The organism is Bradyrhizobium sp. LCT2 (assembly GCF_009931255.1).
In the GTDB taxonomy this organism is placed as follows: Bacteria; Pseudomonadota; Alphaproteobacteria; order Rhizobiales; family Xanthobacteraceae; genus Bradyrhizobium; species Bradyrhizobium diazoefficiens.
The window spans coordinates 5,223,578-5,246,134 of sequence record NZ_CP034432.1; the positions used below are offsets into that span (position 1 = coordinate 5,223,578).

Genomic DNA, 22,557 nt, shown 5'->3' on the forward strand with positions numbered 1-22,557 from the left:
GGGACGATCAGCGGCTGAGGGCGGCCGCGGCTGGAATCGCGGCGGCACTGCGCGCTAGGCTGAAATCATCGTATTGAGCGCTCTCATGCTCGGCGCAAACAGGACCGCAACCCCCTTGAAACGGATGAATTCCTCCAACCGAAAGGTCACGGAGGCGTTGTCCTTCAGAGGGACACCGAACTGGGTTTCAGCCTTCGGATATCGGCGATTCCCGGTCAGGGCATCCTGGGCGTTGTATCCGTTCGGGAGCTTCTTGTAGGCATCGGCGAACTCCGTCTTCTGCATCCATCTCAGGATCGTATAGAATTGCTCGTTGATCCTGGCGAAGTAGAAGAGCCCGACGATGCCGCGGTCTTTGCCATCGTCCTGCACGCTGTCCAGGCGGGGCCCATAGGAGAATCCGCGTCGGATGACGCGCGGCGGCCCTTTCGGAAAGCGAACGTGATTGGCATATTTCATCGGCTGATCGCGGCAATTGGCAATTCGAATGTGGGCCCCGAGCGGGCATTTGACGCCATCCGGATCGTCGCCATAGCCGAATGAATCATCCAATTGCGGGGTCGACGGCGGTGCGTCCGGAAACCTGGACAGCGGCGATCCATGCCGCCAGCGTCCCATGAGCTTTGCGGCGATCCACTCCTCGGCCAGTTCCGGGCCGACATGCGGCGCCGCCAGCGGCGCGTTGTCCTGGAGGAATTTGTTGAAGCCCGCGACGTCCTGATACACCCACGACAAGCCGACAAAGGAGCCATCCCGCGCAAAGTCCTGCCATGGGCCCGGATTGTGTGGCGCCGTTGGAAAGTCTTCGTTCGGATAGCCGACGACGATCTCGCGACAGTTGACCATGCCGGGCGTGCCAGCGTCCTGCCAGTCGATGTTGGGGGCGGTGATTCCATCCCGGTAGCCGAAATGCAGGCGGCCGTCGGCCGGCAGGCTGCCGGACAGCGCGCTGTCGTCCCAACCTTCGAGCGTTAATTCCTGCACACCGAAGCTTGCCGCCGACTGTCGCAATTCTGCGAGGCAATCGGATTTCTGCTCGGCTGTGTCGAACCCGATGTGGATGGCGAGATCGACATCACCCGACTTGAAATTGCCATCCCACCACGCAGCTGGAGCGCTGGTTCCGGAGAAACCGAGTTGCTCCGCGACGCCGCCGTCCGGCGCCTGCGCCGGATCCACGAAAAAGACGTCGAACTCCCGACGGCCCTGCGCCACGTCGAAGCCGGGACGCCCCGCCATCAGCGCCTCTATACCTTTCCAACTGAACATGAAGTGGAAGGCCGGCCCAGCGGGGTCCGGCGCCCTTCCCGCCGCAGTCCGCGGTATCCATTGCTGCAGGAACGCCCTGGCACGGCCGGCGTCGCCGAACTTGAACAGCAGCACCGCGAGCAGCGGCTTGGTGGAGCTTCGGGCAATGATCGCCTGCAAATTGGCAATATCCACCATCGCGTCTGTCCTTGTGGGAACGCTCAATAGCCAGCCACAGAGCCGGGCACGTCGCTCAACAGGCGAGCGAATGTGCCCGCAATGCTATTTCCCGAGCTTTGTCAGGATCTCCTCGACCGTCATGTGGTCATAAGCCGAGAACAGCCAGCCGGACGGATTGCCGTTGATGTCCGTCGAGCCATCGGTCGCCTTGCCCAGCGAACGCTCGTTGCGATTCTTGGAGAATTCGAAAAATGCATTGGGGTTGGTGACGTCCAGCTCCTTGTCGCCCATATCTGCCAGCGAAAATATCGCCGCAAAGACCGGGGTGAGCTCGCGCCGGAAGAATTCGGTGTATTCCTGATGCGAGCCCTCATATTCGGTGATGACCTGGATGTACTCGTTGCCGATGACGACGACGCGCGCGAAATGAACGATCCTGGATTTCTTCAGCGCCGCTTCGATCAAGGGCTGAACCTTGTCGGCGAAGATCGCCTCGAGGTTCTTCAATTGCGCCTGTGTCGCGGCATCCTGTTTGATCTTCAGCGTGAGATTGAGCGCATGGGTCATGGGAAATGTCCTTAAAAAATACAACTTTGGGATGTTATCATTGCAGCAGGGAATTGAAAGCGAATCTTTTCGCCGAATGCGGATGCCCCGCGTCATTATGGCGTCTGTGCTGACATTTTTGGTTGTCCTTTGATGTGCAAAGGACACCGGCCGGCCAAGGTCGTGACGATGCAGCAAAGCTAGCGCAGCGGCAGCAGGTCCAACTGGCTCTGCGCCTTCTTGACGGCGGCCGCGAACCAGCTCTGGCTTGGCGCTTCCTTGGCGAAGCACGCCGTGAAGGCCGTCATCGCATTATCTTCGCGGGTCATGTCGCCGCGCGGATCCTTCTTGTCGACGGGCCTCGCCATCATCTGCTTCCAGACCTTCTCGCAGGCCGGGATCGGCGCCGTCTTCACGGCGTCCGATGAGGCGAGAAAGAAGACCTTCTCGCCCTGGATCGCGACGACGTCGATTTCATGCGGTGGTCCCTTCAGGTCGCCATTGCCGCGCACGCCGAGCACGGCAACCGCGGCGCTCGCGGATGCGGGCTTGGTGACCGGCAGCTCGGCGTATTTGGCGAACGCCGAGTCCTGGATCGCTTGATAGTAGAAGCGATCCGACTTGAATGCGGCGCCGATCTCCTGCGGCATGCCGTCCTCGCGATGCTCGCGCAGCCAGTGCTTGAGCAGCGCCATGGTCGTCACCACGGCTTGCAACTTGTCGCCTTCCGACGCGAAGCCGAGCCCATCGAGATGGCCGAAGCCTGAGTCACCCTTGAAAAGCGTATCGGCGTTCGACTTGCCCTCTGCCGGCAGCCCCTTGATCGCGACCGGTCCCACCAAGCCGCGCAGCACGCCTGTCAGCTCGTTGAGCGCCGCATCGTGCTGCCTGGAGGTCTCGTCGTTTTCCGCAGCCTTCGAGAACTTTGCGATGTAGCGATCGCGCAGCTCGAGATAGCGCTGCTCGGGAGTGGCCGCATGGGCAGGCGCAGCTAGGACGAGCAGGCAGAGTAAGGCAAGGCACTTCATATCGATCCCACGAAGCAAGAGCTGTCTTCAGTCTTGGTGCCTCTGTTTCGCGGGAAGGTTCATCCGTGGTGGTCACCGCGCCGTCGTGGGGCCCTGCTGCGCCGGCGTAAATGGACCGCTATGGTCAACGGTTCTTCGAATATACCGGCTCGCGATGAACTTCGCGGCCGTTCTCATCGATGACGACGATCCGGAGATCTGGATGTCCTCCCGGCCTCTTCGTGCGAACGTCTTCCGCCAGGCTCTTGCTGTGGGCAATGGCGGCGCCGTCGCTTCCAAACTCCAGACCCGACTTGTCCCGAGCCGGAACGCCATCCTTCATGTCGAAATAGTAAGTGCGCATCACAATCCTCTCGCGTCCACCTGTCCTGGAGTGCCTGGCCCTCTTATCGGAGAGGAAAGCAAACATGGGCCTCCTAGCCCTGGCTGACGCAACTGCAAATCGGGTTAAACACCCCGCGAAGCTAGCGAAGGTTCCCAGGGGTGGATTTGATTCCGATCAACGCGTAAGCCGTTGCGATCACCGGCGGGGGCGTGAGCGCCCTACTCCGCCGGCGTGAGCTGCCGGCTCAGGCGCATCGCGGCGGTCTCGCGCACCCGGACACGGGCGCGGCGCTTGCGCCACCAGATCACGACGCCGGTGACCGAGAGCGCGGCCACCACCAGCCCCATGATCGAGATCAGGATGCGGCCGAACAGTCCGACTATGCGGCCTGAATGCAGCGGAAACTGCGCCTGCACGAAGATGTCGGCGGCGGTGCCGACCCAGGGCAGACGCGCGCCGAGCGGACGGCCGTCCTCGCTGTCGTAATAGAGCTGCGCCGGGCCGACGCCGCCGGCGCCGTGGTCGTCGCCGGGATGGAAGTAGGCGGCGGCATAGACCCCGTGAGCGGGGCCGTAGCTGAGCGCGCCGACCGGAGTGGACCACCCTCGCCCCTTGCCGTCGGCCGCCGCGCGCGCGGCGATGTCGGCAAATGTCACCTTGGGCTCGATCGGATTGTCGAGATCGCGGTACGGCCGCTGCTCATACGGCGTGGGCGTGTAGTTCGACACTATCTTCATCAGCGGCGAGAACACCTCGAAATAGAGGTTCAGCGAGAACGCCGTGAAGGCGATGACGAACAGCACGCCCCAGGTCCACAGGCTGAAGGCGCGGTGGATGTCGAAATTGATCCGGTAAGCGCTGCCCGACGTCTTGATGGTCCAGGCCGGCGCCCAGCGCGCCCAGAAGCCGCGTTCGAGCTGGCGCGTGACTTGCGGCGCCCGCGCGGCCTTCGCGCTGCGCCGTGACGGCAGGGTCAGGTAGAAGCCGACGAAGCAGTCGATGGTCCAAATGATGGCGATGATGCCGAGCAGGCGCATGCCCCAGCGGTCGCTGCCCCAGAACTCCGGGATGTGCATCGTGTAGTGCAGCTTGTAGAGGAACGAGACGAAGTTCTCCCGCGTCACCGGCCACACCGCGCCCCAATAGCGCCGCCCCAGCTCGACGCCGGTGTTGGGATCGAGGAAGACCTGATTGTAGTCGAGGGCATAGCGCTTGCCGGTCGCGGGATCGATCCGCGGCATGATGAAGAACCACAGCGAGTGGCCCTCCTCCGGCGTCATGAAGAGATAGACGACGCGCGCGCGGGGATCGCGCTGCTCGATCAGCTTGGCGAGCTCGATCGAGGGAATGGCCGGTCCCTTGCTGGTGACGTCGAACAGGTGGCTGTTCAGGACGTCGTCGATCTCGTGATCCCAGGAAATGATCGCGCCGGTGATGCCGGAGAAGAACAGGAATCCGGCCGTGAGCAGTCCCGCCCAGCGATGCAGCCTGCCGAATATCGCTCTCATCGTCGTCTCTCACCAAACAGGTCCGGTCCGCTTGCCGGATCGTTTTCAATTTGAACTCACCAGCGATAGGTCAGCTTGCCGATGGCCTTGCGTCCCTCCGCGTAGAAGCAGCCCGACAGGCTGTAGCAGGCGGCGACATAGCGCGTGTCGGCAAGGTTGGTGACGTTCAGCGACAGGCGCCAATTGTCCCTGGTGTAGGCAACAAGCGCATCCAGCACGGTCGAGGCTCCCACCTTGAACGTGTTGGCATCGTCACCCCAGGTCGCGCCGACATAGCGGACGCCGCCGCCGAACTGGAGGCCGGCGAGCGGCCCGTTCTGAAGCGTGTAGTCACTCCACAGCGAGGCACGGTTGAGCGGCACGGTGACCGGCGCCTTGCCGACATTCACCGGATCCTGCGTGAGCATGGCGTCGACATAGGCATAGGCGGCGCGCAGGTTCCAGCCGTCGGCGAGCGACATGGTAGCTTCGAGCTCGATGCCGCGCGATTTCACCTGACCGGTTTGCTCAGCAACGTTCAGCGGAGGCGCGTAGGTGACGACGTTGTCGCGCGTCAGGTCGAAGGCGGCGAAGGTGAACAGCGCGTTCCATCCGATCGGCTGGTACTTGACGCCGACCTCGTACTGCACGCCGGTTTCAGGGTTAAGCAGCTGGCCGCGCGGTCCGGTCGCGAGCACCGGCAGAAACGACTCGGAATAGCTGAAATACGGCGCGATGCCGTTGTCGAAATTGTACATCACGGCGGCGCGGCCAGTGAAGGCCGAAGCATCCTTCGAGACCGATTTGTCGAAGATACCGCTGTCGACCTGCGTGGTGACGAAATCCTGGCGACCGCCGAGCTGGAACGACAGCCGGCCGAGCCTGATCTGGTCCTGCGCGTAGAGGCCGACCTGCGACTGCTTGACGCCGGTGTTGTCGCTCATCGCGCCGATGGTCCAGTCGTAGCTGTAGACCGGGTTGAACACGTTGATCTCCGGCGCCGACGTCGTGACGCTAAAGGCGGTGTCGCGGAAGGAGGTGTTGCGATAGTCGATCCCGACCAGCGTGGTGTGGCTGAGGATGCCGGTGGTGAACTTGCCCTGGAGCTGGTTGTCCACCGCGAAGGAGTTGATGTACGAGTTGCTGTAGCTGCCGAAACGCGCGAGCTGCCCCGCGGCCTCGTCGGTATAGCCTCCGCCGTAAAACACCTTTTCCTCGTTGTGCTGATAGGCGTAGCGCAGGTTCTGCCGGAACGTGATGTTGTCGGTGAAATTGTGCGAGAGCTGGTAGCCGGCGGTTGCGATCTCGGTGTTGAACGCGTTGAAGCTCGGCACGCCCGCGAAGAACGAGACCGGGATGGTGCGGCCGTTGTTCGGCCACACCGTGCCTGAGGCGGGCAGGAACTGGAGGCCCCACCCTGCCCGGTCCCTCTGGTAGTTGGCCAGAATCGTGATGGTGGTGTCCTCGTTCGGCCTGAAGGTGATTGCGGGCGCGATGAAGACGCGGTTGTCCTTGGTGAAGTCGACCTGGGTCTCGCCGTCACGCACCACGCCGGTCAGGCGCCACAGCACGGTGCCGTCCTTGTTGGCGGGGCCGCCCATGTCGAACTGGCCCTGATAGCGGTTGAAGCTGCCGCCGGAGACCGAGACCTCGCCGAACTGCTGCGCGGTCGGCAGCTTGGTCACGTAGTTGAGGATGCCGCCGGTGCCGCTGCCGCCATACATCGCGGAGGACGGCCCCTTGAGGACCTCGAGGCGCTCGGCGCCGTAGGGATCGAGGCCGTTGAAGTGCACGTAGTTGCTCGATGGGATTCGCAGGCCGTCGACGTAGAGGCCCGACATGGTGGTGTCGAAGCCGCGGATCTGGAGGGCGCCGAAGCGGGTGTCCGAACCGCCATTGACGTCGCCGCTGACACCGGCGGTGTAGCGCAGGGCCTCGCCGATCGAGACCGCGCCCTGGTTCCTGACCTGGTCGGTGGTGACGACGGACACCGACTGCGGCGTTTCGATCAGCGGCGTATCGGTCTTGGTGGCGGTGCCGCTGCGCGTGGCGACGAACCCGCGCACCGGACCGTTGGCGCGTTCGCCGGTGGCGCCGTTCGAGGCCGACCGGGTTGGCGCGGCTTGCTGCGCGGGAGCGTGACGATTGGTGCGGGAGCTGCGCGTCGTTGCCGACCGTCGCGACGAAGCAACCGCCGCGGGACGGGCACGCTGAGCCGGCGCTTCAACGGAGACCGCGGGAATTTGCGTCTGCGCCTGCACCGAACCGAAGGGGGCGACGAGAGAAAATGTGCTGACGGCGCCGAAGAAAAACACCTGAAGCTGTCGAAGACGCGTTTGGGAACGCGAAGGAAGTTGGAAGTTGGTCACGTCTTGCGAGGCCCCACGCACTGCCGGCTTTGCCGGTATCGTTCTTGATGCCCCGCCCTAACGCAGGCGATTTCGGAGTGCGATAGGAACAGCGTTAGAATTTCTCCAGAGCTGTGCGCAGCAACTGCGGCGAATGCGCCCATGCGCGACCCAACGTGCATGTGCTCCGGATTTGGAATCCTTCTAGACGAACACGGTCGATCGACCGGACAGGACATTCGCCGACATCGAAGGCGAGCGCGGAGAACGAATCCTTTACCATGCCCGCCAGGCTCGATTGAGCCTGAGGAACCCAGGAGGTAGATTCAGCTGCGGGATACTTCATTCATTTTGCGGAACGCGCCGCAACGTTCTGCGCCAGCGCGTGCTGGGCACCCGGGGTTCGACGTCCATGAGCGAATTGCGCGCTGCGACCAGGCAACCGACCGCGAGGACCGGGATCATCGAGTTTGACGGCGCCAGAGGCATCGTCAGCATCCCCTGCACGATCTCGGACGTATCAGGCACGGGCGCAAGGCTGAAGCTCGACTGGTCGCTGTCGTTTCCGAAGGAGGCCACGCTGATCTTTGCCGACGGGCTGCGAAAACCCTGTCGTGTGGCATGGCAGAAGCGCAGACTGCTCGGCGTCGCATTCGCGGACGGTGTTGCGAGCCTGGACGAGCAGGCCCTCATGATGACCGAAGCAGAGCAGGCTCTGCACCGGCAGCATATTGGTGCGCAGGTGCGCGGCGCGCGCGAAGCACGGGCTATACCGAGCTCCAGATTGCGAATTTCATTGGCGTCTCGCCCGATTACGTGTCACGTGCCGAGAACGGCGAGGTCAGCATCCCGCTCCACCAACTCACCCACATTGCCGATCTGTTGCTGGTCGACCTCGACAGCCTGGTTGCCGGCCCGCCGTCGATCGGATTGCCCACCGCGAGCGAGGTCGAACTGGCGGCGGAGTGAATTCACGCTGACGAAGGCGACATCACTCGCTGGCTGCAGCCGCGAGCGTTACCGGAAAGCGCATTGAGCTCTCCGGTGTGTAGAAGCTTGTGTCAGCGATGCCGCAGCCGGCGATTGACCCGGCCCGCCAGATAGTCGCCGGCGCTCTGGATGAGCTGGACCAGTGCGATCAGCACGACGACGACGGCCAGCATCATCTCCGGCATGAAGCGCTGGTAGCCGTAACGGATGCCGAGATCCCCCAGACCCCCGCCTCCGACGGCGCCGACCATGGCGGAGTAGCCGAGCAGGCTCACCACCGCGAGCGTCAGGGCCAGCAACAAGCCGGGCAATGCCTCGGGGATCAGCACCTTGAACACGATCTGCATCGGGGAAGCCCCGAACGAGGACGCGGTCTCGATCAGGCCGCCGTCGACCTCGCGGATCGCGGCTTCGACGAGGCGCGCGATGAACGGCGTCGAGGCGATGGTCAGCGGCACGATCGCCGCGGTCGAACCGATCGAGGTGCCGGCGACGAGCCGCGTGAACGGGATGATGGCGACGACCAGGATGATGAAGGGCGTCGAGCGCGTCGCATTGACGACGATGCCGAGCACGCGATTGACGACGGGGGCCGCGAACAGCTCCCCTTTCCGGCTGGTCGCCAGGAACACGCCGAGCGGCAGGCCGAAGGCGGTACCGAGCAGCGCTGCGATACCGACCATGTACAGGCTTTCGAAGGTGGCCTGGATGATCAAATTGATGAGTTCAGGCGACATAGCCGAGACGCTCCGCCGGGAATTGATATTGAGAGAGCCAGGCGAGCGTCCGCGTCACCGCGTCTTCGCCGCTGGAAATACCGAGAGGGATACCAAGGGTGAGCGAGCCCACATGCTGGCCGCCGATCTCGTCGATACGCGCCGCAAGCAGCGCAACGTCGAGGCCGAGCTCGCGCGCGAGCCGCGCCACCAGCGTGTCGCCGGCCCCCGCCCCGCGCACCTGGACGCGGATCACGGCCTGCCCGCTGGCAGACGGCTCCGACACGATCCGGCTCGCCAGCGACACCGGCAGGCTGTCGCCGACCACTTCGGCCAGGAAGGACTGCGTGATCGGATGTTTGGGACGGGTGAAGATGTCGGCGACGTGGCCGCTCTCGACGACATGGCCGGCATCGAGCACCACGACTTCCCTGGCGAGCTGGCGCACCACGGACATCTCGTGGGTGATCAGCACGATGGTCACGCCAAGCTCGCGGTTGATGTTGGCAAGCAGATCGAGGATCGCGCGCGTGGTCTGCGGATCGAGCGCGGACGTCGCCTCGTCCGACAGCAGCACGCTCGGCCGTGTCGCCAGCGCCCGCGCAATGCCGACGCGCTGCTTCTGGCCGCCGGACAGTTCCGAGGGATAACGGTCGTGCTTGTCGGCGATGCCGACCAGCGCCAGCAGCTCGGCGACGCGGGCCTTGATATCCGCCCTGGCCCAGCCGGCGATCTCGAGCGGCAACGCGATGTTGTCGGCCGCGGTGCGCGACGACAGCAGGTTGAAATGCTGGAAGATCATGCCGATCGAGCGCTGCGCCAGCCGCAACTCGCGGCCCGCCAGCGCCGAGATATCCTTGTTGTCGACGATCACGCGTCCCGTGGTCGGCTTCTCCAGCCCGTTGATCAGCCGGACCAGGCTCGACTTGCCGGCGCCGGAGCGGCCGATCACGCCGGTGATCGAGCCGCGCGGGATCGCGAAGTCGATGTCCTGCAGGGCGTTGACGCCGGGCTTGCCGCGATAGGCCGGATAGGTCTTCGAAATGCCTTCGAAACGGACCATCGCGTCCGGCGCGGTCGCGGCAGGTGAAATCGCATCGCGCGTTTCGATCCTCTGTCCGATCGCGAGCGATTGGTGGGCGTTCATGGCGGCGGCCTTCTTGTACAATAGTTCGCTTGCCGCGTGTCCCAGGGGGCGCACGGGAACCAGGTCGCATCGCGCGACGGGGAATGAAACTGCGACCGGGCGCCCGGGTCGAGCGCGCTGCACCGCAGCATGCACCATCGCCCGAACGGGTCTTTCTTGCAATGTCAGATATTTGCGGGGAGTTGGACGAAGTTTTCCCAATCCCGCCCCGGCGAAGAAAATTCATCTGCCGGGGGCATCAGTCGCGCCGCCCGGCTCAGTGGACCTGCAACCAGGGCAGCACGATCAGCAGAAGGCCTGCGAAATAGAGCAGCCCGAAGACCAGGCCAAAACCCCAGAACTGGCCCTTCCCGATATAGCCGCTGCCGAAATACATCGGCGCCGGCCCCGTGGCGTAAGGCGAGATCACGCCCATCAAGCCGAGCGAATACATGCAGAGCATGGCGAGCGTCGTGACCGGCAGGCCGGGAATGCCCGAGCCGACCGCGAGCACGACAGGCAGCACGGCGGCGGCATGCGAGGTGATGCTGGAGAAGAAATAGTGGATCCAGAAGAACAGCGCGACCAGCAGGATCATCGCGGTTGACGGCGACAGCCCGGCGAGCGGCTTTGCGTACTCGGTCGCGAACCATTTGATGAACCCGATCTCGTTGAGGCCCGAGGCCAGCGTCAGCAGCGAGGTGAAATAGAAGAACACCTCCCAGGCGCTCTTCTCGCTGACGATGTCGGCAAACTCGATCACGCCCGTGACCAGCATCAAGGAGATCACGATGAAGACGACGGTGGTGGCGTTGACGAAATTCGAGCCGAGCAGCGGCACGTTGATGTCCGGGCTGGAGCCCGCGATCCACAGGAACATCGCGAGCACGATCAGCGCCAGCATGATCCATTCGTTGCGCGACATCGGGCCCATCTCGCTGAGCTCCTTTGCCGCCCATTCGGCGATTTCCGGGCTGCGCTTCACTTCGGGCCGGCACACCAGATAGCTGAGCAGCGGGACGAGGATCATCAGGAGGATGCCGAGCGGCGCAAAGCCGATGAACCACTGGCCCCAGCTCACCTCGACCCCGACGGTCTTCTTGGCGATGGCGAGCGCCGCCGCATTGGGCGCGAGCGCGGTGAAGAACAGCGAGCTGGTGACCGCGGTCGCCGCGAACGCGGTCCACATCACATAGGTACCGATCCTGCCGGCGGTCGGTCCCGGCTCGGAGCCGTAGATGCGCGGGATGTTGCTGATGATGGGATAGACGATGCCGCCGCTGCGCGCGGTGTTGGAGGGCGTTGCCGGCGCGAGCAGGAAGTCCGACATCGCGACCGCATAGCCGAGGCCGAGCGTGTTGCGGCCGAGCTTTTGCACCAGCACCAGCGCGATGCGCCGGCCGAGCTGGCTCTTGCGATAGCCGATCGAGAACACGAAGGCGCCGACGATCAGCCACACCGTGCTCTCGGCAAAGCCCGCCAGCATCCAGCGCAGCGACTTGGTCGGATCGGGATCGATATAGCCGCCGACGCCGGCGACCGTCAGCCCGATCAGGCCGACCGCGCCGACCGGCATCGATTCCAGGATGAGCCCGGTGATGACGGCCGCGAACACCGCAAAGTAGTGCCATTGATTGACGTTGAGCCCTGATGGCACCGGCCACAGATAGATCGCCAGCCACACCACGAGCGGTGCGATCAGCTTCCAGCGAAACCCTTTCGCCTTAGGTGCCTGTGAGCTCGCGGCCATGGGCCCTCCCCCTCGATTGTCGTTGCGTCGTGCCGCCCGTTGGCCGGGCCGCTTTTGTCCCTGCGCGGCGTATAAGGACTGTCCGCGGCGCGATCAATGGCTTGACGCGGGTTCTGCCGCCCGGTGCCTGATTTTCCCTCGCGGTCACAAATGCCCGGTGCGCCGGTGCTCCGGCTCGCTGCCATGGACCGGAAAGCGGATTGTGGTGCCGATGGTGATCCAGTTGGCGTTCTCGCCGGTGATGTTGCGGCCGTAGATCACGTCGACGGAGAAGATCTCGTTCGGCCGGTAGCGGACGCCGGTCTGGAAGCGCGGCTGCACGGCGCTCGCGATTTCGGACGCGCCGGCCTGGCCAAAGGCCTCGATCGTCCACTGCAACGTGTCGGTGAACTTCCAGTCGAAGCCGATGCCGTAGGTCAGATAGTGGCGATCGACCGTGCGATCCCAGAGCCAGCCGCCATTGATGTTGACGCGCATGGTCTCGGACAGGCGGAAGGTCGCGGGGATGACGGCAAAGGCGGACAGCGCCTCGCCGGTCGCCGCATCGAATGATCCGCCGCCATAAGCCGACAATCCCCACCGCCCGATGCCGGTGGGGATGAAATTCGTCTTGGCTTTCGGAGCGACCGTCGTGCTCCAGTCGCCGTCGCTGCGGGCCCGGATGGTCTGCATGCTCAGCTCGATCGGCCTGAAAGGATCGACGACGCAGGAGGGATTGGCGACTGCCTCGACATCGGTGTTTGAAGCCGTCGACAGCCAGCTTTCGACCTTGCAGGAGCCGACCTCCGAGATGTCGGCGGCATCCACCGCATAGGCGCCATTCGCGGCGCGCGCATCCTGCGCTGCGAATACGACAAGAGCCGCGATTGCGGCGGTTATTCCGGTTCGTGCAGCCCATCCCATGGCCCGATGTTAGCAGAGTCTTCGCCTCGACAAGGCCCGGATTCTGGGACTATCTTCCGTCCATGAGCGACCATCATCATCACCACGATCACGACCATTCCGAACTGTCCGAGACCGAGCTGCGCGTGCGCGCGCTCGAGACGATCCTGACTGAAAAAGGCTATGTCGAGCCGGCGGCGCTCGATGCCATCATCCAGGCCTACGAGACCAGGATCGGCCCGCACAACGGTGCCCGCGTCGTCGCCAAGGCCTGGACCGATCCGGCCTTCAAGCAGGCGCTGCTCGAGGATGGCTCGAAGGCGATCGGCACGCTCGGCCATGTCAGCCGCGTCGGCGACCATCTCGTCGTGGTCGAGAACACGCCGCAGCGGCACAATATGGTCGTGTGCACGCTGTGCTCCTGCTACCCCTGGGAAATGCTGGGGCTGCCGCCGGTCTGGTACAAGGCCGCGCCCTATCGCTCGCGTGCGGTGAAGGACCCGCGCGGCGTGCTCGCCGATTTCGGCGTCGCGCTGCCCAAGGATATCGAAGTTCGCGTCTGGGATTCCACCGCCGAGACGCGCTTCCTGGTGCTGCCGATGCGGCCCGGGGGTACGGAGGGCTGGAGCGAGGAGCAACTCGCCGAGCTCGTCACGCGCGATTCCATGATCGGCACCGGATTCCCCAAGACGCCGGGAGCGCCGTCATGAACGGCGTGCACGACATGGGCGGCATGGACGGGTTCGGCAAGGTCGAGCCCGAGCCGAACGAACCGATGTTTCACGAGGAATGGGAATCCCGCGTTCTCGCGATGGTGCGCGCGATGGGCGCGGCCGGCGCCTTCAACATCGACACCTCGCGCTTCTATCGCGAGACGCTGCCGCCGCACGTGTATCTGTCGAGCTCCTATTACAAGAAGTGGTTTCTCGGGCTCGAGGAGATGCTGATCGAGAAGGGCTATCTCACCCGCGAGGAGGTCGCCGCCGGCCACGCGATCCAGCCTGCGAAGGCGCTCAAGCATGGCAAGTTCGACCTCGCCAATGTCGAGCGCGTCATGGTGCGCGGCAAGTTCGCCCGCCCTGCCCCGGCGCCAGCGAAATTCAACATCGGCGATTGCGTGCGGGCGAAAAACATCCATCCGGCGACGCACACGCGGCTGCCGCGCTATGTCCGTGGCCATGTCGGCGTGGTCGAGCTCAACCATGGCTGCCACGTCTTTCCGGATTCGGCGGCGATGGACCTCGGCGAAAATCCGCAATGGCTCTACACGGTCGTGTTCGAGGGCAGCGATCTCTGGGGCGCGGATGGCGATCCGACCTCGAAGGTCTCGATCGACGCGTTCGAGCCGTATCTGGACCTGGCGTGATGAGCAGCACGCTTGCTGCCGCCGCGACCGCGGCCATTCCGAGCATTCCGCGCGATGACGACGGCCCGGTGTTCCGCGCGCCCTGGGAGGCCCATGCGTTCGCGATGGCCTTGAGCCTGCACGAGCGCGGCGTGTTCACCTGGCCGGAATGGGCCGCAGCCTTGGCCTCCGAGATCAAGCGCGCGCAGGCCGCCGGCGACCCCGATACGGGCGAAACCTATTACCTGCATTGGCTCGCCACGCTTGAGGGATTGGTTGCGCGCAAGGGCGTCGCATCCACGGAGACGCTGCACCGCTACCGCGACGCCTGGGACCACGCCGCCGACAGGACGCCGCACGGCAAGCCGATTGAGCTGAAGCCGGAGGATTTTAGGTAAGCGGCGGCTACACCCGTCATTGCGAGCGCAGCGAAGCAATCCAGAATCTTTCCGTGGAGGGATTCTGGATTGCTTCGTCGCAAGGGCTCCTCGCAATGACGCCGGAGGTTCGGGCCCTACCTGCCCGCCACATACTCCCGCCACCCCTTCGCCCGCAGGCTGCACGCCGGGCACTCGCCGCAGCCGTATCCCCACTCATGCTGCGCGCCGCGTTCGCCGAGATAGCAGGTGTGCGACTGTTCGCGGATGAGATCGACGAGGCCCTCGCCGCCGAGGTCATGCGCGAGCTTCCACGTCGCGGCCTTGTCGATCCACATCAGCGGCGTATGCAGCTCGAATTTACGGGCCATGCCGAGCGAGAGCGCGGCCTGCATGGCGCGGACGGTCTCGTCGCGGCAATCGGGGTAGCCGGAATAATCGGTCTCGCACATGCCGCCGACGATGTGGGTGATGCCGCGCCGGTAGGCCAGCGCCGCGGCAAAGGTGAGGAACACCAGATTGCGGCCGGGCACGAAGGTGTTGGGCAGGCCGTCCGTGCCCATCGCGATCGCGACGTCGCGCGTCAGCGCCGTGTCCGAGATCGCGGCTAAGGTCGGGATCGACAGCGTGTGGCTCTCGCCGAGCTTGTCCGCCCAATCCGCGCGCAGGCCCTTGAGGCCATCGAACAGACGATCACGGCAAGCGAGCTCAACAGCATGGCGCTGGCCGTAGTCGAACCCCAGCGTCTCGACGCGCGCGAAGCGGCTGAGCGCCCAGGCAAGGCAGGTGGTGGAGTCCTGCCCGCCGGAGAACAGCACCAGGGCGGTTTCGGATGAAAATGCGTCACTCATGGCCCCGCGCTTTAGCACTGCGGAACGGGCCCGCCAATCGGTGGAAATCGGCCCGTTCCGTCGCGCCGCGCTGGGATCGGCGGGCCGCTTTTGGCATAAGGCTGGAGACCCAGGAGCAATGGCCCGCAATGACCCCTTCCCGCGACATTTCCCGCCTGATCGAGATCATGGCCGCGCTGCGCACGCCGGTGACCGGCTGTCCCTGGGACCTCGAGCAGAATTTTGCGACCATCGCGCCCTACACGATCGAGGAAGCCTATGAGGTGGTGGACGCCATCACCCGCGGCGATCTCGACGATTTGCGCGAAGAGCTCGGCGACCTCCTGCTCCAGGTCGTGTTCCACGCCCAGATGGCTTCGGAGCAGAACGCGTTCGCCTTTGGAGACGTGGTCGAGGCCATCACCCGCAAGATGATCCGGCGGCATCCCCATGTCTTCGCCGACAAGGACGGCAATCTCGCCTCCTCCCACGTCAAGGAAGTCTGGGACCGCATCAAGGCCGAGGAGAAAGCCGAGCGCGCCGCGCGCCGGCCGCCGGAGGAAGCTCCGTCGCACAAATCCCTGCTCTCGGGCGTGAAGGCCGGCCAGCCTGCGCTGACCCGCGCCATGGAGCTGCAGCGCAAGGCCTCCACCGTCGGCTTCGACTGGAACGACCCGCGCGCGGTGTTGGCAAAGATCCGCGAAGAAGCCGACGAGATCGAGGCCGCGCTGGATCGCAATGACAAGCAGGAGATCGCCGAAGAGACCGGCGATTTGATGTTCGCCCTCGTCAACCTCGCCCGCCATGTCGATGCCGATCCGGAAGCCGCGCTGCGCGCGACCAACGCAAAGTTCGAGCGCCGCTTTGCCTATATCGAGCGCTCTCTGGAAGCGCAGGGCCGGACGCTGGAGCAGGCGTCGCTGGCGGAAATGGACGCGCTGTGGAATGCGGCGAAGACGGCAATCTGATGCGGGGGGCGCGACGTGGAAATCAGGCAGGACGATCCGACGGCCCCCTATGTCGCCTATTTGTTGGCGCATCATCTGGAAGAGCTCCGCAGCGTCATGGGCGAGCATGCGCAGGCGCTGGACGCGAGCGGTCTTTCGGCTGCGAGCGTCACGTTCTGGACGGCCTGGCAGGGTGATGTGCTGGCTGGATTCGGGGCTTTGAAGCAATTGGATGAGACGCACGGCGAAGTGAAGTCGATGCGCGCTGCGCCCACTGCGCGGCGTAGCGGGGTCGGACGCGCTCTGCTGCACCACATCATTGCCGAGGGCCGCAAGCGAGGATATCAGCAACTCAGTTTGGAGACGGGCACAGCGCCGCTGCACGCTCCCGCCATCTCGCTGTACCGGAGCGCCGGTTTCGTATCCTGCGAGCCGTTCGCTGACTATCAGGCGAGCCCGCACAACCAGTTCATGCGCCTCGACCTGTCCAAGTGATCTTCTCGGTTCGTAGCCCGGTCGGAGCGAAGCGCAATCCGGGACGCGAAGCGTGGCTTACGCCGACAGACGCGGCACGGCGTCGAACCGGTTCACCACGATATCGCGCTTGGTCTCGTCCACCCGCACGGTCATGTCGAAGCGGCCGTCGTGCAGCTCCTTGGTCAGCACCTCGGAATTGCGGTGCAGCCAGCTGATTCCGGCACCGTCGCCGGCGTCGATCGAGAGATCGAGCGTGGTGCGTTTGGCCGCAAGCCGCTCCTCGATCGCGGCGAGCAGCGCGTCGACCCCCTCGCCTGACACGGCCGAGACCAGCATCGCCGGATGATCCTCCGGCCTGCGCGCGGCGATGTTCAAGAGCTCTTCGCGCTGCTCGGCGTCGTAACGGTCGATCTTGTTCCAGACCTCGATGATGCGGCCGGAATCGTCGGGATTGATGCCGAGCTGGCGCAGCACCGCGTCGACGTCGCTCTGCTGCGCCTCGGCGTCCTCATGCGAGATATCGCGGACATGCAGGATGACGTCGGCTTCCAGCACCTCCTCCAGCGTGGCGCGGAAGGCGGCGACGAGCTGCGTCGGCAGATTGGAGATGAAGCCGACGGTGTCGGACAGCATCGCCTTGCCGCCATGCGGCAGGGTGAGCGCGCGCAGGGTCGGATCGAGGGTTGCAAACAGCATGTCGGCGGCCTGCACGTCGGCGCGCGTCAGGCGGTTGAACAGCGTCGACTTGCCGGCATTGGTGTAGCCGACCAATGCGACGACGCGATACGGCACGCGCTGGCGCCCGGCGCGATGCAGCCGCCGCGTCGCCTGCACCTTCTTCAGTTCGCCCTCGAGCTTGGAGATGCGCTCCTGGATCAGGCGGCGGTCGGCCTCGATCTGCGTCTCGCCGGGACCGCCCATGAAGCCGAAACCGCCGCGCTGGCGTTCCAGATGGGTCCAGGATCGCACAAGGCGCGAGCGCTGGTAGTTGAGATGCGCGAGCTCGACCTGGAGCGAGCCTTCCTTGGTCTTGGCGCGGCGGCCGAAGATTTCCAGGATCAGGCCGGTGCGGTCGAGCACCTTGGCGTGCAGCTCCTTCTCGAGGTTGCGCTGCTGGATCGGCGCCAGCGCGCAATCCATCACCACGAGCTCGACGTCGAGGCTCTTGGCCAGCGCGGCGATCTCCTCGACCTTGCCCTTGCCGATATAGGTGGCGGGACGGATCTGGCTGATCGGCGCGATGATGGCGTCGGCGATGATGAGATCGATCGCGCGCGCGAGGCCCGCGGCTTCATCGAGCCGGGCCTCGGCGTCACGCACGACATGGCTTTCCGATTGCGCGTCGGTACCGCCCGCGCGCACACGCAAGTAGGGGCCGATGACAAGCACCCGCCCCGTTTGCTTAGCCCCTGCCGGCCGCGAACGGTCGGCATCCCCGTCGAAATTCCGGGGTTCCAATCAGGTCACTCTCAAGCCGGCTGATCCTCGCCGCCTTCGAACAGCTGGATCGGAGCGCCCGGCATGATGGTCGAGATCGCATGCTTGTAGACGAGCTGCGAGTGACCGTCGCGCCGAAGCAGCAAACAGAAATTGTCGAACCAGGTCACGATGCCCTGGAGCTTCACTCCGTTGACCAGAAAGATCGTCAGTGGCGTCTTGGTTTTGCGAACGTGATTAAGGAAGGTGTCCTGTAGGTTTTGTGCGCGGTCTGCCGCCATTGTTTTTTTCTCGCTTTGAGTTTCTTTTTATTGCACCGGTTGCGGCCCTCTTTGTGAAATTCGGGGCCTCTTCCGGTTGCCGCTCCTCATGAGATCCCCCTCGGAGGAACAGCGGTTCGATTAGAGGACAGGTCGGGATATTAGGCAAGCCGCTTCACGCGGCAGCCCATGCCCTATTGCCCCGAAAAACTACGGAAATCGATGATTTTCCTCGCTTATCCCTGACGAGCCGCCACGACGTCGCGGCGATTTCTGTATGCGGGCCGGTATCCAATTCGCTCGCAGCGTTCTAACCGACGCCGAGTGCCTTCAGCTTTCGATGCAGTGCCGACCGTTCCATGCCAACGAACTCAGCCGTGCGAGAAATATTTCCTGAAAAACGGCTGATCTGTGCAATCAAATAGTCGCGCTCGAACACTTCGCGCGCTTCGCGCAACGGCAGGCCCATGATGTGCTCACCATTGTTGCTGGTCGGCATCGCCGGCACCATCGAGCCGACGTCCTGCGGCAGCATGTCGGCGGTGATGATGACCTCCGGTCCGCCCGCGGCTAGAATCATGACTCTTTCAACGTTGTTGCGGAGCTGGCGCACATTGCCGGGCCAGACATGCGATTGCAGCACTGCCATCGCGTCCTGTCCGATCTGCCGCTTGGGCAGGCCGCTGCCGGCCGAGATCTGCTCCATGAAGTAGTCGATCAGCTCCGGAATATCCTCGCGCCGCTCCGAGAGTGCGGGCACGCGGATCGGCACGACCGAGAGGCGATGATAGAGGTCCTCGCGGAAATGGCCGGCCGCGATCTCCTCCTCCAGGTTGCGCGCCGTCGAGGAGATGATGCGCACGTCGACCTGCACTTTGCCGGTGCCGCCGACGCGCTGGAACGACTGCTCGACCAGCACGCGCAAGATCTTGTTCTGGGTCTCGCGCGGCATGTCCGCGATCTCGTCGATGAACAGCGTGCCGCCATGCGCCTCTTCGAGCGCGCCCGGCTTGCGCGGCTGCTCGCCATTGGACTGCTCGACGCCGAACAGCTCGTGCTCCATGCGCTCGGGCGTGATCGCGGCGGCGTTGATGACGACGAAGGGACCGTCGGCGCGGCCCGAGGCCGTGTGCAGCGTGCGCGCAGTCAGCTCCTTGCCGGCGCCGGCGGGGCCGACGATCAGGATGCGGCTGTTGGCCTTGGCCGCGCGCTCGATGGTCTGGCGCAGCTGGTTCATGCTGGGCGAGCGGCCGACCAGCGAGCTTGCACTCGGTGCGAGCTGCTTCAGCTCCTTGACCTCGCGCTTGAGCCGCGAGTTCTCCAGCGCTCGGTTGGCGACCAGGATCAGCCGGTCCGCCTTGAACGGCTTCTCGATGAAGTCGTAGGCGCCACGCTTGATTGCGGCGACCGCGGTCTCGATGTTGCCGTGGCCGGAGATCATCACGACCGGCAGGTCGGCATTGTCCTTCTTGACCTGCTCCAGGAGCTGCAAGCCGTCGAGCTTGGAGCCCTGGAGCCAGATGTCGAGGAACACCAGATGCGGCCTGCGGTTGGCGATTTCGGCCTGGGCCGAGTCGCTGTCGCGTGCAGTCCGGGTGACGAACCCCTCGTCCTCGAGGATGCCCGCAACGAGATCCCGAATATCGGCCTCATCATCGACAATCAGAATTTCACTTGCCATGGGTCGCGCCTGTCTTGTCAGCTGCCTGTTGAGGCTTCGATCTTCGTTGAATCATTGGTCTTTTCAGCCGGCTCTTTGGTTTCGGCTGCCGGCCCTTTTGTTTCGGTGCCCTTGATGGATTCCTTGGCGATTTTCGCTTCCTTCGCCGCATCCTTGACCGTTTCCGCGGTCGCTTCCTCGCGCGTATTCTTGACGGCCGGCGCCTGCTCGGTCCCTTCGGTCTTCGCCGGCGTGCCGGAGATCGCAAAGCGCATCCGCATCCAGGCGCCGCGCTGGCCTGCGCGGAAGTCGGAGGCGTCCTTCAACTCGATGCGCCCGCCATGGTCTTCCAGCACGCGGCCGACGATCGCAAGGCCAAGGCCGGTGCCCTTAGCCCGCGTCGTCACATACGGCTCGAGCAGCCGCGAGCGCGCCACCTTGGGCAGGCCGATGCCATTGTCGATGACGTCGATCAGCACGTCCTCGCCCTCGCGCGACACCACGACGTCGATGCGGCCCTTGCCGAGCTCTTCCGGCGGGACCTGCTCGATTGCCTCGGTGGCGTTCTTGACGATGTTGGTGACCGCCTGCGAGATCAGCCGGCGGTCGAACTGGGCGCGCAACGGATCTTCCTTGAACTCGGCCTCGATATCGAGCTCGGGGTGGGCGACCTTCATCAGGAACACCGCCTGCCGCACGGTGTCGACGACGTCCTCGCCCTCCATCACCGGTTTCGGCATCCGCGCGAAGCGCGAGAATTCGTCGACCATGCGCCTGATGTCGTCGACCTGGCGCACGATGGTGTCGGTGCACTGCTCGAAGATCTGCTTGTCCTTGGTCTCGGTGATGTCCTTGCCGAACTTGCGGCGGATGCGCTCGGCCGAGAGCTGGATCGGCGTCAGCGGGTTCTTGATCTCATGGGCGATGCGGCGCGCCACATCGCCCCAGGCCGAGGTGCGCTGTGCCGACACCAGCTCGGTGATGTCGTCGAGCGTGATGATGTAGCTGTCGTGCGGCTGGTTCTTCTCGGCGCTGACGCGGACCGAGAGGTTGCGCTCCTGTCCGTCGCGGGTGATCGTGATCTGGCCCTGCACCAGGCGCTGGGTGCCTTCCCGCGCCGTCTTCATCATCTCGTCGAGCTCCGGCAGGACGTCGGAGAGCGCATGGCCGAGCGTCTCCGCTTCGGAGTGCCCGATCAGCTTCTCGGCGGAGCGGTTGAGGATGCCGACGCTGCCCGAAGTATCGACGCCGATGATGCCGGCGCTCGCCGAGGACAGCACCGCTTCGATGAAGCGGCGACGGCTGTCGATGAGGTCGCTGGCGTTGACCAGTTCGTCGCGCTGGCTGCGCAATTCCTGCGTCATCTTGTTGAAGGTTTCGCCGAGCTGGGCGAGATCGCCCTCCGACTGGTGCACCGGCACCTTCACGTGAAGGTCGCCGGTCGAGACCGTGTGGGCCGCGTTCATCAGCCGCCGGATCGGCGAGACCAGCGAGTTGGCGAAGTTCAGCCCGATCAGCACCGAAGCCATCAGGATGGTCAGCGCGATCACCGCGAACATCAGCGCGAAGGCGACCTGGATGCCGAGCCGCCGCGACTCGATCTGGGCATATTCGGCGACGCTGACCTCGGTCTGCTTGAGCTGGTTGACCACGTTCGGATCGAGCGGCCGCGCGACATAGAGGAAGGTGTCGCTGAAGGCGCGCAGGCGGATCACCGCGGCGACGAAGCTCGCATCCGGCAGCACCGCGATCTCGGGCTCGGACTCGTTGACGTTGCTGAGGAAGTCCGGCGCCGGCGGCGAATAGGCCAGCCGCATGCCGGTGTCGGCGGATTCCAGGATGTTGGTGTTCTTGTCGATGATCATCGCGCCCGGCAGATTGCGGGAGCTGGCACTGGCCGTCAGCAGCTCGCGAAACGACCGCCGATCCTGGTCGTAGAGCGGCCGGGCGTGCGCGATATCGTTGGCCATGCCGAGAATGTCGCCGCGGATCAGCTGCGCATGGTCCTGCATATAGGCCCGCGCGATGTTCAGCGAATTCTGGATGACCTCCTTGGTCGGCCCGGAGAACAACCGGTCGAGGCCGCGCTCGAGGGTGACGTTGGCGACGACGGAAACCAGCACGGCCGGCAGCACCGCCACGATCGAAAAGAGGCTGACGATCTGGACATGGAGACGTGCCGCCGCCCTGCCCCGCCGGCGCGCCAGGATGAGCTGCCAGAGCTCGCGGACGATGATCCCGACCAGGAGCAGGATCGTGCCCGCATTCATCAGATAGAACGTGCGGACCACCTCCGGCGTCGGATCGATCCTAGTGAGGCCAGTCAGGACCAGGAAGGTCAGCAGGCCCGACAGCAGCGCCAGCGCCACGGCAAAGGGCGCCAGCCAGCGTCGCGGCGACCAGCGTCGGGGCTCTTCAGCTGGGGCCGTGTCAAAGGATGCGGCCGAGGTGTCTGCGCTGGTCATTCCGGCAATGGGTGCTGAAAACAGGGGTCCGCGGCGGCGGCGGATACTGATGTATTCGTACCACATTGTTGCCGAATTGCGACAATTCCGCGGCGCCCCCACCGCGACGGACCGGCGCATCCACAGGGCGCGC

21 protein-coding genes and 1 pseudogene are annotated in these 22,557 nt (G+C 64.6%); 6 read left to right on the forward strand and 16 right to left on the reverse strand.

Annotated elements, in window-relative coordinates:
• Nucleotides 1-54: 54 nt before the first annotated feature.
• The 7 genes from EI171_RS25130 to EI171_RS45820 form a co-directional block, all read right to left on the reverse strand.
• The gene (locus EI171_RS25130) at nt 55-1,446 is read right to left on the reverse strand and encodes a hypothetical protein (RefSeq protein WP_161534950.1); all 1,392 of its coding nucleotides are present in this window, start codon (nt 1,444-1,446) and stop codon (nt 55-57) included.
• An 84-nt stretch (nt 1,447-1,530) separates the two neighbouring features.
• The gene (locus EI171_RS25135; protein WP_161534951.1) at nt 1,531-1,995 is read right to left on the reverse strand and encodes a hypothetical protein; all 465 of its coding nucleotides are present in this window, start codon (nt 1,993-1,995) and stop codon (nt 1,531-1,533) included.
• Between the two features lie 179 nt (nt 1,996-2,174).
• Entirely contained in the window at nt 2,175-3,002 is an 828-nt protein-coding gene (locus EI171_RS25140; RefSeq protein ID WP_161534952.1) for a hypothetical protein, read from the reverse strand.
• Nucleotides 3,003-3,126: 124 nt separating this feature from the next.
• A complete protein-coding gene (locus EI171_RS25145) occupies nt 3,127-3,345 on the reverse strand; it encodes a hypothetical protein (protein ID WP_038967569.1) in 219 nt (72 codons plus the stop codon).
• Between the two features lie 200 nt (nt 3,346-3,545).
• Complete coding sequence (gene fsrB, locus EI171_RS25150; RefSeq protein ID WP_161534953.1) at nt 3,546-4,835, reverse strand: siderophore utilization protein FsrB; 1,290 nt, start codon at nt 4,833-4,835, stop codon at nt 3,546-3,548.
• A 56-nt stretch (nt 4,836-4,891) separates the two neighbouring features.
• Nucleotides 4,892-6,880, reverse strand: a complete 1,989-nt coding sequence (locus EI171_RS25155) for a TonB-dependent siderophore receptor (RefSeq protein ID WP_161537075.1) — start codon at nt 6,878-6,880, stop codon at nt 4,892-4,894.
• A gap of 624 nt (nt 6,881-7,504) precedes the next feature.
• The gene (locus tag EI171_RS45820; protein ID WP_246740666.1) at nt 7,505-7,741 is read right to left on the reverse strand and encodes a hypothetical protein; all 237 of its coding nucleotides are present in this window, start codon (nt 7,739-7,741) and stop codon (nt 7,505-7,507) included.
• Here EI171_RS45820 and EI171_RS25160 point away from each other — a divergent pair.
• Nucleotides 7,626-8,131: pseudogene (locus EI171_RS25160) on the forward strand (helix-turn-helix domain-containing protein). The gene EI171_RS45820 and the pseudogene EI171_RS25160 sit on opposite strands and share 116 nt — an antisense overlap.
• Nucleotides 8,132-8,223: 92 nt before the next feature.
• Here EI171_RS25160 and EI171_RS25165 read toward each other — a convergent pair.
• The 4 genes from EI171_RS25165 to EI171_RS25180 form a co-directional block, all read right to left on the reverse strand.
• A complete protein-coding gene (locus tag EI171_RS25165) occupies nt 8,224-8,889 on the reverse strand; it encodes a methionine ABC transporter permease (protein WP_161534954.1) in 666 nt (221 codons plus the stop codon).
• Nucleotides 8,879-10,015, reverse strand: a complete 1,137-nt coding sequence (locus EI171_RS25170; RefSeq protein WP_161534955.1) for a methionine ABC transporter ATP-binding protein — start codon at nt 10,013-10,015, stop codon at nt 8,879-8,881. Before EI171_RS25170 ends, EI171_RS25165 begins: the two co-directional genes overlap by 11 nt.
• A 256-nt stretch (nt 10,016-10,271) precedes the next feature.
• The gene (locus EI171_RS25175; protein ID WP_161534956.1) at nt 10,272-11,744 is read right to left on the reverse strand and encodes a DASS family sodium-coupled anion symporter; all 1,473 of its coding nucleotides are present in this window, start codon (nt 11,742-11,744) and stop codon (nt 10,272-10,274) included.
• A 144-nt stretch (nt 11,745-11,888) separates the two neighbouring features.
• Nucleotides 11,889-12,647: a hypothetical protein gene (locus EI171_RS25180; RefSeq protein WP_161534957.1), complete on the reverse strand. Its 759-nt coding sequence runs from the start codon at nt 12,645-12,647 to the stop codon at nt 11,889-11,891.
• A 62-nt stretch (nt 12,648-12,709) separates the two neighbouring features.
• Between EI171_RS25180 and nthA the strand changes: the two genes are divergently transcribed.
• The 3 genes from nthA to EI171_RS25195 are packed head-to-tail and all read left to right on the forward strand — an operon-like array spanning nt 12,710 to nt 14,369.
• Nucleotides 12,710-13,336 carry a nitrile hydratase subunit alpha gene (gene nthA / locus EI171_RS25185; RefSeq protein WP_028174055.1) on the forward strand — a complete coding sequence of 209 codons (627 nt, stop codon included), beginning with the start codon at nt 12,710-12,712 and terminating at the stop codon, nt 13,334-13,336.
• Complete coding sequence (gene nthB, locus EI171_RS25190; RefSeq protein ID WP_161534958.1) at nt 13,333-13,992, forward strand: nitrile hydratase subunit beta; 660 nt, start codon at nt 13,333-13,335, stop codon at nt 13,990-13,992. The genes nthA and nthB overlap by 4 nt, the downstream gene beginning before the upstream one ends.
• Nucleotides 13,992-14,369 carry a nitrile hydratase accessory protein gene (locus EI171_RS25195; RefSeq protein ID WP_161534959.1) on the forward strand — a complete coding sequence of 126 codons (378 nt, stop codon included), beginning with the start codon at nt 13,992-13,994 and terminating at the stop codon, nt 14,367-14,369. Before nthB ends, EI171_RS25195 begins: the two co-directional genes overlap by 1 nt.
• A gap of 116 nt (nt 14,370-14,485) precedes the next feature.
• On the opposite strand, the gene queC is transcribed toward EI171_RS25195, so the two are convergent.
• A complete protein-coding gene (queC, locus tag EI171_RS25200) occupies nt 14,486-15,199 on the reverse strand; it encodes a 7-cyano-7-deazaguanine synthase QueC (RefSeq protein WP_161534960.1) in 714 nt (237 codons plus the stop codon).
• Nucleotides 15,200-15,327: 128 nt separating this feature from the next.
• Here queC and mazG point away from each other — a divergent pair, with 128 nt between their 5' ends.
• Together mazG and EI171_RS25210 are read left to right on the forward strand one after the other, a co-directional pair.
• Entirely contained in the window at nt 15,328-16,146 is an 819-nt protein-coding gene (mazG, locus tag EI171_RS25205) for a nucleoside triphosphate pyrophosphohydrolase (protein ID WP_011087265.1), read from the forward strand.
• Between the two features lie 15 nt (nt 16,147-16,161).
• Nucleotides 16,162-16,620 carry a GNAT family N-acetyltransferase gene (locus EI171_RS25210; protein ID WP_011087264.1) on the forward strand — a complete coding sequence of 153 codons (459 nt, stop codon included), beginning with the start codon at nt 16,162-16,164 and terminating at the stop codon, nt 16,618-16,620.
• A gap of 57 nt (nt 16,621-16,677) precedes the next feature.
• Here EI171_RS25210 and hflX read toward each other — a convergent pair whose 3' ends face one another.
• The 4 genes from hflX to EI171_RS25230 form a co-directional block, all read right to left on the reverse strand.
• Entirely contained in the window at nt 16,678-18,060 is a 1,383-nt protein-coding gene (gene hflX / locus EI171_RS25215) for a GTPase HflX (protein ID WP_161534961.1), read from the reverse strand.
• A gap of 11 nt (nt 18,061-18,071) precedes the next feature.
• Nucleotides 18,072-18,320, reverse strand: a complete 249-nt coding sequence (gene hfq / locus EI171_RS25220) for an RNA chaperone Hfq (RefSeq protein ID WP_007591126.1) — start codon at nt 18,318-18,320, stop codon at nt 18,072-18,074.
• 289 nt (nt 18,321-18,609) lie between these two features.
• The gene (locus EI171_RS25225) at nt 18,610-19,980 is read right to left on the reverse strand and encodes a sigma-54 dependent transcriptional regulator (protein ID WP_060912251.1); all 1,371 of its coding nucleotides are present in this window, start codon (nt 19,978-19,980) and stop codon (nt 18,610-18,612) included.
• 17 nt (nt 19,981-19,997) lie between these two features.
• Nucleotides 19,998-22,424, reverse strand: coding sequence for a PAS domain-containing sensor histidine kinase (locus EI171_RS25230; protein WP_060912252.1), 2,427 nt, complete (start codon nt 22,422-22,424; stop codon nt 19,998-20,000).
• Nucleotides 22,425-22,557: the final 133 nt, after the last annotated feature.

What these genes read in the sequence shown, in the direction of transcription:
- EI171_RS25130 (WP_161534950.1), bottom strand. Translation starts at nt 1,446, where the DNA reads ATGGTGGATATTGCCAATTTGCAGGCGATCATTGCCCGAAGCTCCACC.
- EI171_RS25135 (WP_161534951.1), bottom strand. Translation starts at nt 1,995, where the DNA reads ATGACCCATGCGCTCAATCTCACGCTGAAGATCAAACAGGATGCCGCG.
- EI171_RS25140 (WP_161534952.1), bottom strand. Translation starts at nt 3,002, where the DNA reads ATGAAGTGCCTTGCCTTACTCTGCCTGCTCGTCCTAGCTGCGCCTGCC.
- EI171_RS25145 (WP_038967569.1), bottom strand. Translation starts at nt 3,345, where the DNA reads ATGCGCACTTACTATTTCGACATGAAGGATGGCGTTCCGGCTCGGGAC.
- fsrB (WP_161534953.1), bottom strand. Translation starts at nt 4,835, where the DNA reads ATGAGAGCGATATTCGGCAGGCTGCATCGCTGGGCGGGACTGCTCACG.
- EI171_RS25165 (WP_161534954.1), bottom strand. Translation starts at nt 8,889, where the DNA reads ATGTCGCCTGAACTCATCAATTTGATCATCCAGGCCACCTTCGAAAGC.
- EI171_RS25170 (WP_161534955.1), bottom strand. Translation starts at nt 10,015, where the DNA reads ATGAACGCCCACCAATCGCTCGCGATCGGACAGAGGATCGAAACGCGC.
- EI171_RS25175 (WP_161534956.1), bottom strand. Translation starts at nt 11,744, where the DNA reads ATGGCCGCGAGCTCACAGGCACCTAAGGCGAAAGGGTTTCGCTGGAAG.
- EI171_RS25180 (WP_161534957.1), bottom strand. Translation starts at nt 12,647, where the DNA reads ATGGGATGGGCTGCACGAACCGGAATAACCGCCGCAATCGCGGCTCTT.
- nthA (WP_028174055.1), top strand. Translation starts at nt 12,710, where the DNA reads ATGAGCGACCATCATCATCACCACGATCACGACCATTCCGAACTGTCC.
- nthB (WP_161534958.1), top strand. Translation starts at nt 13,333, where the DNA reads ATGAACGGCGTGCACGACATGGGCGGCATGGACGGGTTCGGCAAGGTC.
- EI171_RS25195 (WP_161534959.1), top strand. Translation starts at nt 13,992, where the DNA reads ATGAGCAGCACGCTTGCTGCCGCCGCGACCGCGGCCATTCCGAGCATT.
- queC (WP_161534960.1), bottom strand. Translation starts at nt 15,199, where the DNA reads ATGAGTGACGCATTTTCATCCGAAACCGCCCTGGTGCTGTTCTCCGGC.
- mazG (WP_011087265.1), top strand. Translation starts at nt 15,328, where the DNA reads ATGACCCCTTCCCGCGACATTTCCCGCCTGATCGAGATCATGGCCGCG.
- hfq (WP_007591126.1), bottom strand. Translation starts at nt 18,320, where the DNA reads ATGGCGGCAGACCGCGCACAAAACCTACAGGACACCTTCCTTAATCAC.
- EI171_RS25225 (WP_060912251.1), bottom strand. Translation starts at nt 19,980, where the DNA reads ATGGCAAGTGAAATTCTGATTGTCGATGATGAGGCCGATATTCGGGAT.
- EI171_RS25230 (WP_060912252.1), bottom strand. Translation starts at nt 22,424, where the DNA reads ATGACCAGCGCAGACACCTCGGCCGCATCCTTTGACACGGCCCCAGCT.